This window comes from Streptosporangium nondiastaticum (assembly GCF_003011965.1).
GTDB classification, from domain to species: domain Bacteria; phylum Actinomycetota; class Actinomycetes; order Streptomycetales; family Streptomycetaceae; genus Streptomyces; species Streptomyces nondiastaticus.
The window spans coordinates 1-15,163 of sequence record NZ_PXWG01000039.1 but is presented as its reverse complement, the minus strand read 5'-3'; the positions used below and the strand labels follow the sequence as shown (position 1 = coordinate 15,163).

15 protein-coding genes are annotated in these 15,163 nt (G+C 73.2%); 9 read left to right on the top strand and 6 right to left on the bottom strand.

Annotated elements, in window-relative coordinates; all coding sequences use genetic code 11:
* Positions 1-16: 16 nt before the first annotated feature.
* The 6 genes from B7P34_RS16680 (at position 17) to B7P34_RS16655 (ending at position 7,142) form a co-directional block, all read left to right on the top strand.
* Positions 17-571, top strand: coding sequence for a cysteine dioxygenase family protein (locus tag B7P34_RS16680; RefSeq protein WP_106677322.1), 555 nt, complete (start codon positions 17-19; stop codon positions 569-571).
* Positions 571-1,656 (top strand): YeiH family protein, encoded by a 1,086-nt coding sequence (locus B7P34_RS16675; RefSeq protein WP_106677320.1) that lies wholly within the window; start codon positions 571-573, stop codon positions 1,654-1,656. The genes B7P34_RS16680 and B7P34_RS16675 overlap by 1 nt, the downstream gene beginning before the upstream one ends.
* 272 nt (positions 1,657-1,928) lie before the next feature.
* Complete coding sequence (locus B7P34_RS16670; RefSeq protein WP_106677318.1) at positions 1,929-3,401, top strand: MFS transporter; 1,473 nt, start codon at positions 1,929-1,931, stop codon at positions 3,399-3,401.
* A 70-nt stretch (positions 3,402-3,471) separates the two neighbouring features.
* Complete coding sequence (locus tag B7P34_RS16665; protein ID WP_106677316.1) at positions 3,472-5,262, top strand: DEAD/DEAH box helicase; 1,791 nt, start codon at positions 3,472-3,474, stop codon at positions 5,260-5,262.
* 303 nt (positions 5,263-5,565) lie between these two features.
* Positions 5,566-6,207, top strand: a complete 642-nt coding sequence (locus B7P34_RS16660; RefSeq protein ID WP_106677314.1) for an IclR family transcriptional regulator — start codon at positions 5,566-5,568, stop codon at positions 6,205-6,207.
* Positions 6,208-6,299: 92 nt separating this feature from the next.
* Complete coding sequence (locus B7P34_RS16655) at positions 6,300-7,142, top strand: hypothetical protein (RefSeq protein WP_106677312.1); 843 nt, start codon at positions 6,300-6,302, stop codon at positions 7,140-7,142.
* A 20-nt stretch (positions 7,143-7,162) separates the two neighbouring features.
* On the opposite strand, the gene B7P34_RS16650 is transcribed toward B7P34_RS16655, so the two are convergent.
* From B7P34_RS16650 to B7P34_RS16630, 5 genes are read right to left on the bottom strand one after another with little or no spacing between them, the layout of a single operon-like run.
* Positions 7,163-8,146, bottom strand: coding sequence for a glycine betaine ABC transporter substrate-binding protein (locus B7P34_RS16650; RefSeq protein ID WP_106677303.1), 984 nt, complete (start codon positions 8,144-8,146; stop codon positions 7,163-7,165).
* Position 8,147: 1 nt separating this feature from the next.
* Entirely contained in the window at positions 8,148-8,999 is an 852-nt protein-coding gene (locus tag B7P34_RS16645; RefSeq protein WP_106677301.1) for an ABC transporter permease, read from the bottom strand.
* A complete protein-coding gene (locus B7P34_RS16640) occupies positions 8,996-10,267 on the bottom strand; it encodes a betaine/proline/choline family ABC transporter ATP-binding protein (RefSeq protein WP_106677299.1) in 1,272 nt (423 codons plus the stop codon). Before B7P34_RS16640 ends, B7P34_RS16645 begins: the two co-directional genes overlap by 4 nt.
* Positions 10,260-10,907 carry an ABC transporter permease gene (locus tag B7P34_RS16635; protein WP_106677297.1) on the bottom strand — a complete coding sequence of 216 codons (648 nt, stop codon included), beginning with the start codon at positions 10,905-10,907 and terminating at the stop codon, positions 10,260-10,262. The genes B7P34_RS16640 and B7P34_RS16635 overlap by 8 nt, the downstream gene beginning before the upstream one ends.
* A gap of 36 nt (positions 10,908-10,943) precedes the next feature.
* A complete protein-coding gene (locus tag B7P34_RS16630) occupies positions 10,944-11,429 on the bottom strand; it encodes an Lrp/AsnC family transcriptional regulator (protein ID WP_106677295.1) in 486 nt (161 codons plus the stop codon).
* A 121-nt stretch (positions 11,430-11,550) separates the two neighbouring features.
* On the opposite strand from B7P34_RS16630, the gene hppD reads away from it, so the two are divergent.
* The gene (gene hppD, locus B7P34_RS16625; RefSeq protein WP_106677293.1) at positions 11,551-12,693 is read left to right on the top strand and encodes a 4-hydroxyphenylpyruvate dioxygenase; all 1,143 of its coding nucleotides are present in this window, start codon (positions 11,551-11,553) and stop codon (positions 12,691-12,693) included.
* Between the two features lie 84 nt (positions 12,694-12,777).
* Positions 12,778-14,151, top strand: coding sequence for an FAD-binding oxidoreductase (locus B7P34_RS16620; protein WP_106677291.1), 1,374 nt, complete (start codon positions 12,778-12,780; stop codon positions 14,149-14,151).
* Between the two features lie 39 nt (positions 14,152-14,190).
* Here B7P34_RS16620 and B7P34_RS16615 read toward each other — a convergent pair whose 3' ends face one another.
* Positions 14,191-14,601, bottom strand: coding sequence for an SsgA family sporulation/cell division regulator (locus B7P34_RS16615; protein WP_106677289.1), 411 nt, complete (start codon positions 14,599-14,601; stop codon positions 14,191-14,193).
* Positions 14,602-14,942: 341 nt separating this feature from the next.
* Here B7P34_RS16615 and B7P34_RS39725 point away from each other — a divergent pair.
* Positions 14,943-15,163, top strand: a 221-nt coding sequence (locus B7P34_RS39725; protein ID WP_146166835.1) for a DUF2510 domain-containing protein, incomplete at its 3' end; no start/stop codon positions are given.

The window sequence follows — 15,163 nt, the reverse complement described above, 5'->3', positions numbered from 1 at the left end:
CCTCGACCCTGCACTCATGACCACTCCCACCGCAGCCCCGACGACCGCGCGCCTCGCCCAACTCGTCGACGACGTCAGGGAAGCCGTAGGCCGTGGCCTGCCGCCCGACACGACGGCCTACCTCGTCGGCGAGCGGCTCGCCGCCCACCTCGGCGCCGACGACCTGCTCACCGCCGAACAGCAGGAGGGCGACCCCGACCGCTACCGGCAGCACATCCTGCACGCCGAGCACGACGGCAGCTTCTCCGTCGTCGCCCTCGTGTGGCTGCCCGGCCAGCGGACCGCCATCCACGACCACGTCTCGTGGTGCGTCACCGGCGTCCACGAGGGCACCGAGAGCGAGCGCCGCTACCGCCTCGTGCCCGACGGCACCACCGCCCGCCTCGTCGCCACCGAGGACGTCGTCAACCACCAGGGCGACGTGTGCGGCTTCGCGCCGCCCGGCGACATCCACCGCGTCCGCAACGCCTGTACGGCCAAGGCGATCTCCCTCCACATCTACGGCGCCGACATCTCCCGCCTGGGCTCCAGCGTCCGGCGCGTCTACGACCTCCCGACCGACGAAATCTGATGGCACTCCTCACCCCCCGTACCGACCGCGTCCGCACGAGCACACCGCCGCGGCCCGCCCCCGGCCCCCTCCCCGGCCTCGCCACCGCCGCCGGCGGCGTGGCCGCGGCCTGGGTCGTGCACCTGCTCGTCCCCGCCGTCCCCATGCTCACCGCCGCCGTCGTCCTCGGCATCGCCGCGGCCCACGCCCCCGGCGTACGGGTCTGGGTGCGCGGCGGCGCCCGGCCCGGCCTCACCCTCGCCGGCAAGCGGCTGATGCGGATCGGCGTCGTCCTGCTCGGGCTCAAGCTCGGCCTCGACGACGTCCTCGGCCTCGGCTGGGCCACCGTCGCCATGGTCGTCGCCGTCGTGGCGGCCACCTTCGCCGGCACGCTCTGGCTCGGGCGCCGGCTCGGCCTCCGCGGCGACCAGCCGCTCCTCATCGCCACCGGCTACTCGATCTGCGGCGCCTCGGCGATCGGCGCGGTCAGCGAGGTCTCCGGCAGCGACGAGGAGGACGTGGCGACCTCCGTCGCCCTGGTCACCCTCTGCGGCACCCTCGCCATCGCCGTCCTGCCGCTCCTGCACCACCCGCTGGGGCTCGACGACGCCCAGTTCGGCCGCTGGGTCGGTGCCGGCGTCCACGACGTCGGCCAGGTCGTGGCCACGGCCCAGACCGCCGGGCCCGTGGCGCTCACCGACGCCGTCCTCGTCAAGCTGATGCGCGTGGCGCTGCTGGCGCCGCTCGTCGCGGCGGTGGCCGTGTCCGTACGCAAGCGGCGGCAGGCGTCCGCGCAGTCGTCTGCGGGGGCGTCCGCGCAGGCGTCCGCCGAGCCGGCCGGGAAGCGGCCCCCGCTCGTCCCGCTCTTCGTGCTCGGCTTCCTCGCCATGGTCGCCGTCCGCACCACCGGGTGGGTCCCGGCCGCCGGGCTGGACCTCGCTGCCCACGCCCAGGAGCTCCTCCTCGCCGCCGCCCTCTTCGGGCTCGGCAGCGCCGTCCACCTGCCGTCGCTGGTCCGCACCGGCGGGCGGGTCGCCGCGCTGGGGCTGTGCTCGTGGGTCGTGATCGCGGGGGCGTCGTACGGGGGTGTCCTGCTGACGGCTTGACCGGGTACGCATACGGTCCCAGGCGCCCGTACCGTACGGTCCCGGCCGCCCATTACGTACGGTCCCCAGCGCCCGTACGTACGGCCCCGGGGCGCCCGCCCGCACAGCCCCGGCCGCCGGGATCCCGCCGGCCCCTCCCCACGGTGGTTGCGCGCCGCCGCGGCGGGGGGCGGGCCCATTCCAGCCACCCCGATGTGTTTAGGACCCAAGTCCCACCCCATCTCCTCCTCGCGCCACGTGCCCGGACCCCGCCCCCTCCGTACGCTCGCGGTATGACCGCCGCCGAATCCATGACCCCGGCCCAGGCCGCCGCACCGCAGGACGACGCGGGCGACGGCATACTCGGGCGCCGTCACCGGGCGCTCACCCTGGGCATCATCTCGGTCGTCTCCCTGATCGCCTTCGAGGCGAGCGCGGTCAACACGGCGATGCCCGTCGCCGCCCGCGCCCTCGACGGCATCGGCCTCTACGCCTTCGCCTTCTCCGCCTTCTTCACCGCGAGCCTCTTCGCGATGACGCTGTCGGGGGAGTGGTGCGACCGCTCCGGGCCCCTCGCCCCCCTCTTCGCCGGCATCGCGGCCTTCGGCACCGGACTCGTCGTCGCCGGCACGGCGCGGAGCATGTGGATGTTCGTCGCGGGGCGCGGAGTGCAGGGCATCGGTGGCGGGCTGGTGATCGTCGCGCTGTACGTGGTGGTCGGCCGGGCGTATCCGGAGCGGCTGCGCGCCTCGGTCATGGCCTCGTTCTCGGCGGCCTGGGTGGTGCCGGTGATCGTCGGCCCGCTGGTGGCGGGCGCGGTCACGGAGCAGCTCGGCTGGCGCTGGGTGTTCCTGGCCATCCCGGTGCTGGTCCTGCTGCCCCTCGTGGTGATGCTCCCGGCGCTGCGCGCCCTGCCGCCGGGCCCGCCGGCCGGGACGGCCGACCGGCGCCGGATCCTGCTGGCGCTGGCCGTCGCGGCGGGCGCGGGGCTGCTGCAGTACGCGGGGCAGGACCTCACGCCATGGGCGCTGCTGCCGGCCGCCGCCGGGCTCGCCCTGCTGGTGCCCTGCATCCGGCGCCTGCTGCCGGCCGGCACCTTCCGGGCCCGCCGCGGGCTGCCCTCGGTGGTGCTGCTGCGCGGCATCGCGCAGGGCTCGTTCGTGGCCGCGGAGAGCTTCATCCCGCTGATGCTGGTCACGGAGCGCGGCCTGTCCGCGACGCTCGCGGGCTTCTCCCTCACGGGCGGCGGGCTGTCGTGGGCGCTCGGTTCGTACACCCAGAGCCGCCGCCGGGCCGAGCCGTACCGCGAGCGGCTGATGAGCCTCGGCATGGGGCTGGTGGCGCTCGCCGTCGTGCTGATGGCGACGGTGCTGGTGCACGGGGTGCCGGTGTGGGTGGCCGGGGCGTCCTGGGTGTTCGGCGGCTACGGCATGGGCCTGACGATCTCCAGCGGCGCGGTGCTCCTGCTGAAGCTGTCCCGGCCGGGCGAGGAGGGCACGAACGCGGCCTCCCTGCAGACGTCGGACGCGCTCGGCAGCATCCTCCTGGTCGGGCTGGCCGGAGTGCTCTTCGTCTCGTCCGGCGGGGGCTCGGTGACCACGGCCGCGGCCGGTTCCGCCGCCCCGCCGCACGCCTTCGCGGCGGTCTTCGCGGCCGCGGCGGCGTTCGCGCTGGTGGGCGCGTACGTGGCCACCCGGCTCGCGCCGCGGGAGGCCGCCGGCCGCGGTGTGACCTCGGTCCCACCCTCGGGTGACCCCGGGGCGTAACCCCGGAGCGTGAACCCCGGCCCCGGTAGGCTGACGCGGTTGCCGACCGCCGACCCAGCCGACGGAGACCGTGACTACCACCACCACGAACCACCATCTCTCCCCTGCTTTCCCCGGCCGGGCCCCTTGGGGTACCGCCAACAAGCTCCGCGCCTGGCAGCAGGGCGCCATGGAGAAGTACGTCCAGGAGCAGCCGCGCGACTTCCTCGCCGTCGCCACCCCCGGCGCCGGCAAGACGACCTTCGCCCTCACCCTGGCCTCCTGGCTGCTGCACCACCACGTCGTCCAGCAGGTGACCGTCGTCGCCCCGACCGAGCACCTGAAGAAGCAGTGGGCGGAAGCGGCCGCCCGGATAGGCATCAAGCTCGACCCGGAGTACAGCGCCGGCCCCCTCGGCCGCGAGTACCACGGCGTCGCCGTGACCTACGCCGGCGTGGGCGTGCGCCCGATGCTGCACCGGAACCGCTGCGAGCAGCGCAAGACCCTCGTCATCCTCGACGAGATCCACCACGCCGGCGACTCCAAGTCCTGGGGCGAGGCGTGCCTGGAGGCCTTCGAGCCCGCCACCCGCCGGCTCGCCCTGACCGGCACGCCCTTCCGCTCGGACACGAACCCGATCCCGTTCGTGACGTACGAGGAGGGCAACGACGGCATCCGCCGCTCCTCCGCCGACTACACGTACGGATACGGCAACGCCCTCGGCGACGGCGTCGTCCGCCCGGTCATCTTCCTCTCCTACAGCGGCAACATGCGCTGGCGCACCAAGGCGGGCGACGAGATCGCGGCCCGCCTCGGCGAGCCCATGACCAAGGACGCCGTCTCCCAGGCCTGGCGCACCGCGCTCGACCCGCGCGGCGAGTGGATGCCGAACGTGCTGCGCGCGGCCGACCGCCGGCTGACCGAGGTGCGCAAGTCCATCCCGGACGCGGGCGCCCTCGTGATCGCGTCCGACCAGGAGTCCGCCCGCGCCTACGCCAAGCTGATCCGCGAGATCACCGGCGAGGGCGCCACGCTCGTGCTGTCCGACGACAGCGGCGCGTCCCAGCGCATCGACGACTTCTCGCACGGCGACGACCGCTGGATGGTCGCCGTCCGCATGGTGTCCGAGGGCGTCGACGTGCCCCGGCTCGCGGTCGGCGTCTACGCGACGACGATCTCCACGCCGCTGTTCTTCGCCCAGGCCGTCGGCCGCTTCGTGCGCTCCCGGCGCCGCGGCGAGACGGCGTCCGTCTTCCTGCCGACCGTCCCCGACCTGCTGACCTTCGCCAACGAGATGGAGGTCGAGCGCGACCACGTCCTCGACAAGCCGAAGAAGGGCGACGGCGAGGAGGACCCGTACGCGGAGGAGGAGAAGCTCCTCGCCGAGGCGGAGCGCCAGCAGGACGAGGACACCGGCACCGACGACCAACTCTCCTTCGAGGCCCTGGAATCGGACGCGGTCTTCGACCGGGTGCTCTACAACAACGCCGAGTTCGGCATGCAGGCGCACGCGGGCAGCGAGGAGGAGCAGGACTACCTCGGCATCCCCGGCCTGCTGGAGCCCGAGCAGGTGCAGCTGCTGCTGCAGAAGCGGCAGGCGCGCCAGATCGCGCACAGCCGCAAGCGGCCGGACGCCGAGGCGGACCTCCTCGAACTGCCCGCCGAGCGGCGCCCGGTGGTCACCCACAAGGAGCTCCTGGAGCTCCGCAAGCAGCTCAACACCCTGGTCGGCGCCTACGTCCACCAGAGCGGCAAGCCCCACGGCGTCGTCCACACCGAACTCCGCCGCGTCTGCGGCGGCCCGCCGAGCGCGGAGGCCACGGCCGGCCAGCTCAACGAGCGCATCCGCAAGGTGCGGGAGTGGGCCACGCGCATGAAGTAGGGCCCCCGCCCCGCCCCTTCGGCGCCGGGGCCGGCGTCCGCATGATGGGACGCCGGCCCCGATATCCGTAATTCGGCCCTGGCCTGACCGGATCGCGGGCAGACTCTTCCGCTGAGCGGACCGGCGGCGCTACGGTGCCGGTCACGCACACGCCCCGTGGCAGCGCCGCCGCGGAGCGCAGCCGGTACAGAAGAGCTGCAAGAAGCGACAAGCCGCCGGCGGCCTCTCCTCGCGCGCTGCCGGCTGCGGACCGGCGGCGCACCCCACCCGACGAGAGCCGCCATACATCGGAGGAGGGGCGTCGTGACAGCGGAGACCTCGCAGACGCTCGACCGGGGACTGCGCGTCCTCAAACTGCTCGCCGACACCGACCACGGCCTGACCGTCACCGAGCTGTCCACCCGGCTCGGGGTCAACCGGACGGTCGTCTACCGACTGCTCGCCACACTGGAGCAGCACGCACTGGTCCGCCGGGACATCGGCGGCCGCGCCCGGGTGGGCCTCGGGGTGCTGCGGCTCGGCCGCCAGGTGCACCCGCTGGTGCGCGAGGCGGCCCTGCCCGCCCTGCGCTCCCTGGCCGAGGACATCGGGGCCACCGCCCACCTCACGCTCGTCGACGGCACCGAGGCGCTCGCGGTGGCCGTCGTCGAGCCGACGTGGACGGACTACCACGTGGCCTACCGCGCGGGCTTCCGCCATCCCCTGGACCGGGGGGCGGCCGGCCGCGCCATACTCGCCGCCCGCCGCGGCGAGGCCGACAGCCCCGGCTACGCCCTCACCCACGGCGAGCTGGAGGCCGGCGCGAGCGGCGCGGCGGCGCCGCTGCTCGGCGTCCTGGGGATCGAGGGCAGCGTGGGAGTGGTGATGCTCACGGACACGATTCCCGAGCGTGTGGGCCCGCGCGTGATGGAAGCGGCGAAGGAGGTTGCGGACGCCCTGAGGTGACCCCGGCGTGCTGCACGCCGTACGCCCTCGCCGCGCCTCGCCCGGCGAGGGCGCATGTCACGGAAGGGACGCCGGTGAACTAGATTCGCTGCATGCCCGCTCCGACCACGCCTGCTCCGGCCGCGCCCGCTCCTGCCGGGCGGCCCGCCCGGTCCCGCCGCGCCCGGATCCTCGCCGTCTGCGCCGTGCCCGTCGTCGCCCTGCTCGCCTCCGTGCCCTTCGTGCCGCTGCCGTTCTCGGTGGCGCAGCCCGGCTCCACGGTGGACGTGCTCGGCTCCCACGAGGGCAAGCAGGTGATCGAGATCGAGGGTGCCTCCGCGCGGAAGACCACCGGCCAGCTGCGCATGACCACGATCGTGGTGACGGGCCCGCGCGTCGACGTGGACCTCGGCGACGTGATCAGCGGCTGGTCCCGTACGGACCGGGCCGTCATGCCGCACGACGCCGTCTACCCCGTGGGCGACTCCGACGAGGAGGTCGACGCGCACAACCAGGCGGAGATGAAGAAGTCGCAGGACTCGGCCACCGACGCCGCCCGCCGCTACCTGCACCGCTCGCCCGGCGAGCTGAAGATCGGCCTCAGTCTCGGCGACGTGGGCGGGCCGAGCGCGGGGCTGCTCTTCACCCTCGGCATCATCGACAAGGTCGACGGCGACGGCCGCGGCGGCGAGCTCACGGGCGGGCGCGTCATCTCCGGCACGGGCACCATCGACGCCGACGGGACCGTCGGCGAGGTCGGCGGCGTCCCGCTGAAGACGCAGGCGGCCCGGCGCGACGGCGCGACGGTCTTCCTCGTCCCGAAGGCCGAGTGCTCGGCGGCCAAGGCCAACCTGCCCAAGGGGCTGCAGCTGGTCCCGGTGGAGAAGCTGCAGGACGCGGTCAAGTCGCTGCGGGCCCTCGCGTCCGGCGACGAGAACAACGTCCCCACCTGCTGATTTCCCCGCCCGCCGAGCGCTCAGCGGGTGATGAACCCTTCCCTCACCAGCCACTCCTCCGCGACCTCCCGCGGGTCCTTCCCCGCCACGTCCACCTCGGCGTTGAGCTCCCGGGCCACGTCGTTGTCGAGCCGTGCCGTGATGGGGTCCAGGACGTCCTTGATCGCCGGATACCGGCGCAGGGTGGCGCTGTTGATCTCGGGTGCCGCGTTGTAGTTGGGGAAGAAGCGCCGGTCGTCGCGCATGACGACGAGGTGCATGGCCGCGATGCGGCCGTCGGTGGTGAACACCTCGCCGAAGGTGCAGGAGCGCCCGCCGGAGACCTGGGTGTAGATGATGCCGCCGTCCATCTTCTGGACGCGGGAGGCGGGCACGTTCATGCCGTACGCCTTCGCCATGCCCTGCAGCCCGTCGTCGCGCGCCGCGAACTCCGTCTCGACGCACAGGGTCACGGCCCCCGGGTCGCGCCTCGACAGGGCGGCCACCTCGGAGAGCGTGCGGGTGCCGTACGCGCGGGCGCCGGCGCGGTTCATGGCCAGGGCGTACGTGTTGTCGAGCGCGGCGGGCGCGAGCCAGGTGAGGCCGTTGCGGGCGTCGGCGTCGCGGACGGCCCGCCACTGCCGCTGCGGGTCGGGGATCGGCTCGTCGTGGCCGAGGTAGGTGATCCAGGCGGTGCCCGTGTACTCGTACATGGCGTCCGCGCCGCCGGACCGGACGGCCTCGCGCGCCCCGATCGAGCCCTGGATGTTGGTGCGGTCCAGCACGCTCGCGCCGGCGGCCTTGAAGGCGAGGCCCATGATCTGGCCGAGCACGATGTTCTCGCTGAAGCTCTTCGAGGTGACGGTCAGGGAGGCGCCCTTGAGCGGCAGGCCCTGGCCGACCGAGCCGGGCCGGACGCTTTCGGCCAGCGGGGAGCCGCTGGTCAGGCCGCAGCCGGCGGACGTGGCGGCCAGCAGCGCCAGCGCCAGGGCCGGCGCCGCCCGGTGCGCTCTCCGGCCGCCCATGTCAGGACGCCCCCAGCCCGCGCGGCCGCAGCAGCAGCTCGGCCAGGGACGCCATCCAGTCCACGAGCAGGGCGAGCGCCACGGTCAGGACCGACCCCAGCACCAGCACCGGCATCCGCTGGTTGGTGATGCCCGACGCGATCAGGTCGCCGAGCCCGCCGCCCCCGCCGAAGTAGGCGAGCGTCGCCGTCCCCACGTTGAGGACGAGGGCCGTCCGCACGCCCGCGAGGATCAGCGGCACGGCCAGGGGCAGTTCGACCCGGCGCAGCACGCCCAGGGCGGACATGCCGATGCCGCGCGCGGCCTCCACCAGCGTCGGGTCGATGGCCCGCAGTCCCGCGATCGTGTTGGCGAGCACGGGCAGCACCGCGTAGACGACCATGCCGACGAGCGCGGCCTGCATCCCGATGCCCAGCCAGATCACCAGGAGCGCCAGCAGGCCGATCGCGGGCGTGGCCTGGCCGACGTTCGCGACGGCGATGACGGCGGGCGCGGCGGGGCGCAGCCGGCGGCGGGTGAGCAGGATGCCCAGCGGGATGGCGATGACCAGGACGAAGAAGGTGGAGACGACGGTGAGGACGACGTGCTGCCGCAGGCGCAGCCAGACGTTGCCGTCGGCGATGGAGTTCCGGGCGATGGAGTCGAGGTCGGCGCCGCGGAACCACAGCCAGGTCGCCAGCAGCAGGGCCAGCAGGAAGGCGGGCAGGATGGTGAGCTTCTGCCAGGTGACGCGGCGGGGCGGGGCCGCCGCCCGCGGGGGAGGCCCTTCGGGGGCGTCCTTGCCCGGCGGGGCGCCGGCCTCCGCGGCCTCCGGCTGCCCGACGGTGTCCCTGGTCTCCAGCCGCTCCCTCACGCCAGCTCCTCCGGCGCGTCCGTCGTGCCCTCCTGCTCCTCCAGCACCTGCTGGGCCCGCTGCTCCTCCAGCAGGTGCTGGTGCTCGACGGCGTCCAGCCGGTCCTCCTCCAGGAGTTCGTGCACGGAGTTCATCAGCGTCTCCATGTCGACGACGCCCTCGTACCGGCCGCGCCGCCCGGTGACCGGCACCCGGCCCGCGTTGTCGATGAGGACGGCCTCCAGCGCGTCGCGCAGCGTCGCGTCGCGGGTGACGGTGTCGTGCACGAGGGTGCCGGCGCGCACGAGGGAGCCCTTGGCCCGCATCAGGTCGCCGCGCCGCAGCCACTTGTACGGGCGGTGGTGCCGGTCCAGCAGCAGCACCTCGTTGGTGGTGCCCGCGCGCAGCCGGTCGAAGATCGTCTGCAGGGGGTCGTCGATGGTGGCGGTGGGGAAGTCGACGACGCCCACGTCCCGCACGCGCGTGAGGTTGAGCCGTTTGAGGGCCGCGCCCGCGCCCACGAAGCCGGAGACGAAGTCGTCGGCGGGGTTGGTGAGGATGGCTTCCGGGGTGTCGAACTGGGCGATGTGCGAGCGCTCGCGGAGCACCGCGATCCGGTCGCCGAGCTTGATCGCCTCGTCGAAGTCGTGGGTGACGAAGACGATCGTCTTGTGCAGCTCGTGCTGCAGCCGGATCAGCTCGTCCTGGAGGTGGTCACGGGTGATCGGGTCGACCGCGCCGAACGGCTCGTCCATCAGCAGCACCGGCGGGTCGGCGGCCAGGGCGCGGGCCACGCCGACGCGCTGCTGCTGCCCGCCGGAGAGCTGGCGCGGATAGCGGCCGTGGAACTCGCCGGGGTCGAGCCCCACCAGGTCCAGCATCTCCTCCACCCGCTCGGCGATCCGCCGCTTGGACCAGCCGGTCATGCGCGGGACGAGGGAGATGTTCTGCGCGACGGTCATGTGGGGGAAGAGCCCGGACGCCTGGATCGCGTAGCCGATCTTGCGGCGCAGCCGGACCGGGTCGATGCCGGTGACGTCCTCGCCGTCGATGCGGATCCGGCCCGACGTCGGCTCGATCAGCCGGTTGATCATCTTCATGGTGGTGGTCTTGCCGCAGCCGGACGGGCCGACGAAGACCACCAGCTCCCCGGCCTTGATGTCCATGGTCACGCAGTCCACGGCGGGGGCCGGGTTGCCGGGGTAGCGCTTGGTGAGGTTCTCCAGGTGGATGGTGGCGCCGGAGGTCCGCGCCCGGTCCTCCGGAGGGCGCTGCGCGGACTCAGCCACGGATCCCGCCCGGGATCGTCAGCCGCCCGATCAGCACGTACGCCGCGTCGAACAGCAGGGCGAGCACGATGATCCCGAGCGTTCCGGCGAGCACCTGGTTGAGGGCGTTGGCGCTGCCCAGCGACGAGACGCCGCGGAAGATCTCGTTGCCGAGGCCGGGCCCGGAGGCGTACGCGGCGACGGCCGCGATGCCCATCAGCATCTGGGTGGCCACCCGGATCCCGGTGAGGATCGGCGGCCAGGCCAGCGGCAGCTCGACGCGCAGGAGCCGGGCCGCCCGGGACATCCCGATCCCCTTCGCGGCGTCCACGAGCGAGGGGTCCACGCCCCGCAGCCCCACGACCGCGTTGCGGACGATCGGCAGCAGCCCGTAGAGCACGAGCGCCGTGACCGTCGGCGCGACGCCCAGGCCGGTGAGCGGGACGAGCAGGCCGAGCAGGGCGAGGGAGGGGATGGTCAGCAGCGTGGCCGTCGTGGTCACCGCCAGGTTCCCGGCCCACTCCCGGCGGTACGTGAGCACGCCGATCACCACGCCCAGGAGGGTGGCGACGACCATGCACTGGAAGACGGCGCTCGCGTGCTGCCAGGCGTCCGCCAGCAGCTGGGCGCGGCGGCCGGCCACGTACTGCCAGAAGCTCACCCGCTCGCCTCCCTCCGCGCCTGGGCGCCGCCACGGTCAGGGCCGGTGCGGGTCCTGGTCCTGCGACGCCTGCTGCACCAGCGGGATGATCCGCAGCGGCACGGCGTTCTCCATGACGATCGCCGTGGAGGCCCGCACGATGCCATCAAAACCCACAACGCGGTCGATCACACGCTGGAGGTCGGCGTTCGAGCGTGCGACCAGGCGGCAGAGCATGTCGCCGCGCCCGGTCGTGGTGTGCAGCTCCAGCACCTCGGGCACGGTCGCCAGGTGCGACCGCACGTCGCCGCCCTGCCCCTGCTTGATCTCCAGCGTCGCGAAGGCCGTCACCGGATAGCCCAGCGCCGCGGGGTCCACGTCCGGGCCGAAGCCGCGGATGACGCCCTGCGCCTGCAGCCGGTCCAGCCGCGCCTGGACGGTCCCGCGCGCCACGCCCAGCCGGCGCGAGGCCTCCAGGACGCCGATCCGCGGCTCCTCGGCCAGCAGCTCGATCAGCCGCCCGTCCAAACGATCGATCGCCACACGGTCCTCCCAGTGGTCAGCATGTACAGAACGTCCGGTGTTACCGGCGGTTCGCTCTGCAATATGCCCAGTAGATACGCAAACTATTGCGCACCTTGTGGATCGGCGGGACGCTGCGGCCATGACACAGACCACCGATCACACCCCGCACACCGCACGGCAGGCGGACCCGTTCCCGGTCAAGGGGATGGACGCGGTCGTCTTCGCCGTCGGCAACGCCAAGCAGGCCGCCCACTACTACTCCACCGCCTTCGGCATGAAGCTCGTCGCCTACCGCGGCCCGGAGAACGGCAGCCGCGAGACCGCCTCCTACGTCCTGGAGTCCGGCGGCGCGCGCTTCGTCCTCACCACGGTCATCAAGGCCGCCACCGACCACGGCCGCTTCCTCGCCGAGCACGTCACCGAGCACGGCGACGGCGTCGTCGACCTCGCCATCGAGGTGCCGGACGCCCGCGCCGCCTACGCCTACGCCGTCGAGCACGGCGCGACCGGCCTGGAGGCCCCGCACGAGGTCACGGACGAGCACGGCACCGTCGTCCTCGCCGCCATCGCCACGTACGGTCAGACCCGCCACACGCTCGTGGAGCGGTCCGCCTACACCGGCCCGTACCTGCCCGGCTACGTCGCCGCCAAGCCGCTCGTCGAGCCCGGCGACCGCCGCTTCCAGGCGATCGACCACTGCGTGGGCAACGTCGAGCTCGGCAAGATGAACGAGTGGGTGGCGTTCTACAACAACGTCATGCACTTCACGAACATGAAGGAGTTCGTCGGCGACGACATCGCCACCGAGTACTCCGCCCTCATGTCGAAGGTCGTCGCGGACGGCACCCGCAAGGTGAAGTTCCCGCTCAACGAGCCGGCCATCGCCAAGAAGAAGTCGCAGATCGACGAGTACCTGGAGTTCTACAACGGCCCCGGCGTCCAGCACATCGCCCTCGCGACGAACGACATCGTCGCGACCGTGCGCGCCATGCGGGCGGCCGGCGTGCAGTTCCTCGACACCCCCGACTCGTACTACGACACGCTGGGGGAGTGGGTCGGCGAGACCCGCGTCCCCGTCGACACCCTGCGCGAACTGAAGATCCTCGCCGACCGCGACGAGGACGGCTACCTGCTCCAGATCTTCACCAAGCCGGTGCAGGACCGGCCCACCGTCTTCTTCGAGATGATCGAGCGGCACGGGTCGATGGGCTTCGGCAAGGGCAACTTCAAGGCGCTCTTCGAGGCCATCGAGCGGGAGCAGGAGAAGCGGGGCAATCTCTAAAAAATAAGCCGTCCGGCGTTTGAGGACCGGGGTCCGGGGCGGAGCCCCGGTTCGGGAAGGGGCGGGTAGGGGAAGGACCCCCGCATGGGCGAACTGATCGAGCACCTGCGCGAAGGCCTACCCGCCGAGGCGATCCTCACCGACCCGGACGTCACCCGGAGCTACGCCAACGACATGGCGAGCTTCTGCACCGCAGGCGCCCCCGCCGTCGTCACGCTCCCCCGCACCGTGGAGCAGGTGCAGCACGTCATGCGCACCGCCACCGCCCTGCGGGTCCCCGTCGTCCCGCAGGGCGCCCGCACGGGCCTGTCCGGCGCGGCCAACGCCGCCGACGGCTGCATCGTGCTCTCCCTCGTCAAGATGGACCGCATCCTGGAGATCGACCCCGTCGACCGCGTCGCCGTCGTCGAACCGGGCGTCGTCAACGCCGTCCTCTCCCGCGCCGTCGCCGAACAGGGCCTCTACTACCCGCCCGACCCGTCCAGCTGGGAGCAGTGCACCATCGGCGGCAACATCGGCACCGCCTCGGGCGGCCTGTGCTGCGTGAAGTACGGCGTCACCGCCGAGTACGTCCTCGGCCTCGACGTGGTCCTCGCCGACGGCCGGCTGCTGAAGACGGGCCGCCGCACCGCCAAGGGCGTCGCGGGCTACGACCTCACCCGCCTGTTCACCGGCTCCGAGGGCAGCCTCGGGATCGTCGTCCGGGCCGTCCTCGCGCTGCGGCCCGCCCCGCCCCAACAGCTCGCGCTCGCCGCCGAGTTCCCGTCCGTCGCCGCGGCCGGCGAGGCCGTCCGGCAGATCATGGCCCGCGGCCACGCCCCCTCGCTGCTGGAGCTCATGGACCGCACGACCGTCCGCGCCGTCAACGCCATGGCGAGGATGGGCCTCCCGGAGAGCACCGAAGCCCTCCTCCTCGCCGCCTTCGACACCCCCGACCCGGCCGCGGACCTCGCCGCCGTCGCCGAGCTGTGCACGGCCGCCGGCGCCGACCAGGTCGTCCCCGCCGAGGACGCCGCCGAGTCCGACCTGCTCCTGCAGGCCCGCCGGCTCTCCCTCACCGCCCTGGAGGCACTCCGGCCCGCCACCATGATCGACGACGTCTGCGTGCCCCGCTCCCGCCTCGCCGACATGCTGGAGGGCACCGCGGAGATCGCCCGCAAGTACGGGCTCACCATCGGCGTCTGCGCCCACGCCGGCGACGGCAACACCCACCCCGTCGTCTGCTTCGACCCCGCCGACGCCGACGAGGCGCGCCGCGCCCGCGAGTCCTTCGACGCGATCATGGCCCTCGGGCTGGAGCTGGGCGGCACGATCACCGGCGAGCACGGCGTGGGCGTCCTGAAGAAGGAGTGGCTCGCGAGGGAGCTGGGCCCCGTGGGCCTGGAGATCCAGCGGGGGATCAAAAGGGCCTTCGACCCCCTCAATATCCTGAACCCGGGCAAAGTGCTGGACGCGTAAGGCACTTGACGCGCCGGTGCCGGCACCCGCACCGGCGCGTCACGCGCCGAGAATCTCCTTCAGCGCCGCGTCCAGCTCCAGCCGCTCCCGCTCCGACCCCGGCGCCACCACCCGCAGCGTCCGCTCCAGCCACGCCGACACCGCCGGCGCCGGGGCCTCCAGCAGCGCGGCGCCGTCCGGCGAGGACAGCGCCATGCACACCACGCTGCGCCCGTCCGTCCGCGTCGGCCACACCCGCACGTCCCCGCTGCCGCACGGCCGGAACACCCCCTCGACCAGCAGCTCGCGCGCGAACGTCCAGTGCACCGGGGCCTCCGAGGTGACGTGGAAGGCGATGTGCACCGCGTACGGGTCGGCCGTCCGGTAGCTCAGCCGCGACGGCACGGGGATGCTGCGCTCGGGCGACAGCACCAGGTCGATCTCCAGCTCTCTTTCCACCACGGTGTGCATGAAGTGCGCCCTCTCTGCTCTGCTTCTCTCGGTCCGTGGCCCCTCGCGAACGGACCCGCACCGACAGAGAGCGCAACGACCCCCACACCATTACGCGACTTCGCCGAACCGGTGCGCCGGTCGCACGTGTGAGTGGTCCCGCCCGCGGGACGGCCGCAGAGTGGAGAGCCGTCTGGTAGACCTGTGTGCAGCGCGCCCGGTTGCCTTTTGTGCATAGAGGTCATGAGGCAGGGGAGCAGCGCGCCCCACGTCGCTCGAGTGCGGCAGACTGCTTGTCGTCGCCCGCCCCACCGAGCACCGACACCGCAGTACGGCCGAGCAGATACGGGACATCGGAGACCATGAGCGCCCCTTCCTCAGGATCCGCCGACAACAGCCCCGTGGAAGGGTTTTATCCGGACCCTTCCATTCCTGGCTATATCCGTTACTGGAGCGGCACCGCCTGGGTGCCCGGCACGAGCCGGCCGGCGCCCGCCGAGGGCGAGCCGATGCCCGCGCCGCCCGCCGGTCTCGCCAAGCCCGCGGCGCCCGCGCTCGCTTCGCCCGTGCCGCCGGTCCCGCG